This is a genomic window from Psychrobacter sp. Rd 27.2 (genome assembly GCF_001921755.1).
Classification (GTDB): Bacteria; Pseudomonadota; Gammaproteobacteria; order Pseudomonadales; family Moraxellaceae; genus Psychrobacter; species Psychrobacter celer.
The window spans coordinates 1-419 of record NZ_MRYB01000088.1; the positions used below are offsets into that span (position 1 = coordinate 1).

The 419-nt window shown below is 42.2% G+C and carries 1 pseudogene; it reads left to right on the plus strand.

The features are described from left to right. Positions 1-78: 78 nt before the first annotated feature. Positions 79-419: pseudogene (locus BTV99_RS12720) on the plus strand (5-methylcytosine-specific restriction endonuclease system specificity protein McrC); the annotation flags it as partial.

Sequence of the window (419 nt, forward strand, 5' to 3'; positions counted from 1 at the left end):
CATTGGTGTCGATCGCTAGATATACGTCTAAGACAAATGGGTGTCAGTCAAACACGCCCCAGTCGTAGTGAGGTATCAGTGGATAGATTTGGGAGACATGATGCTGAAGATAAGCCAATGGTAACGGCTGCACATCTGGCGTTTAATCTGGCCTTACCAACAGAATCTAAAGGTACAAGGCAGTTGTCTTCAGCACAGAGAGACAATCTACCGTGGCTGCGCAAACTCTTTGAAAAAGGGGTAGCTGGATTTTATGCTACGGTTCTGTCAAATCAATGTTATAGAGTAAGCTCGGGGAAAGTGCTTAAGTGGCAAATAAGTGATAAAAGCTTAGGTATGGATAATATCCTTCCTAATATGAAGACGGACATCATCATTGATAATATCGACTCAAAACATCGCATCGTTATCGATACTAA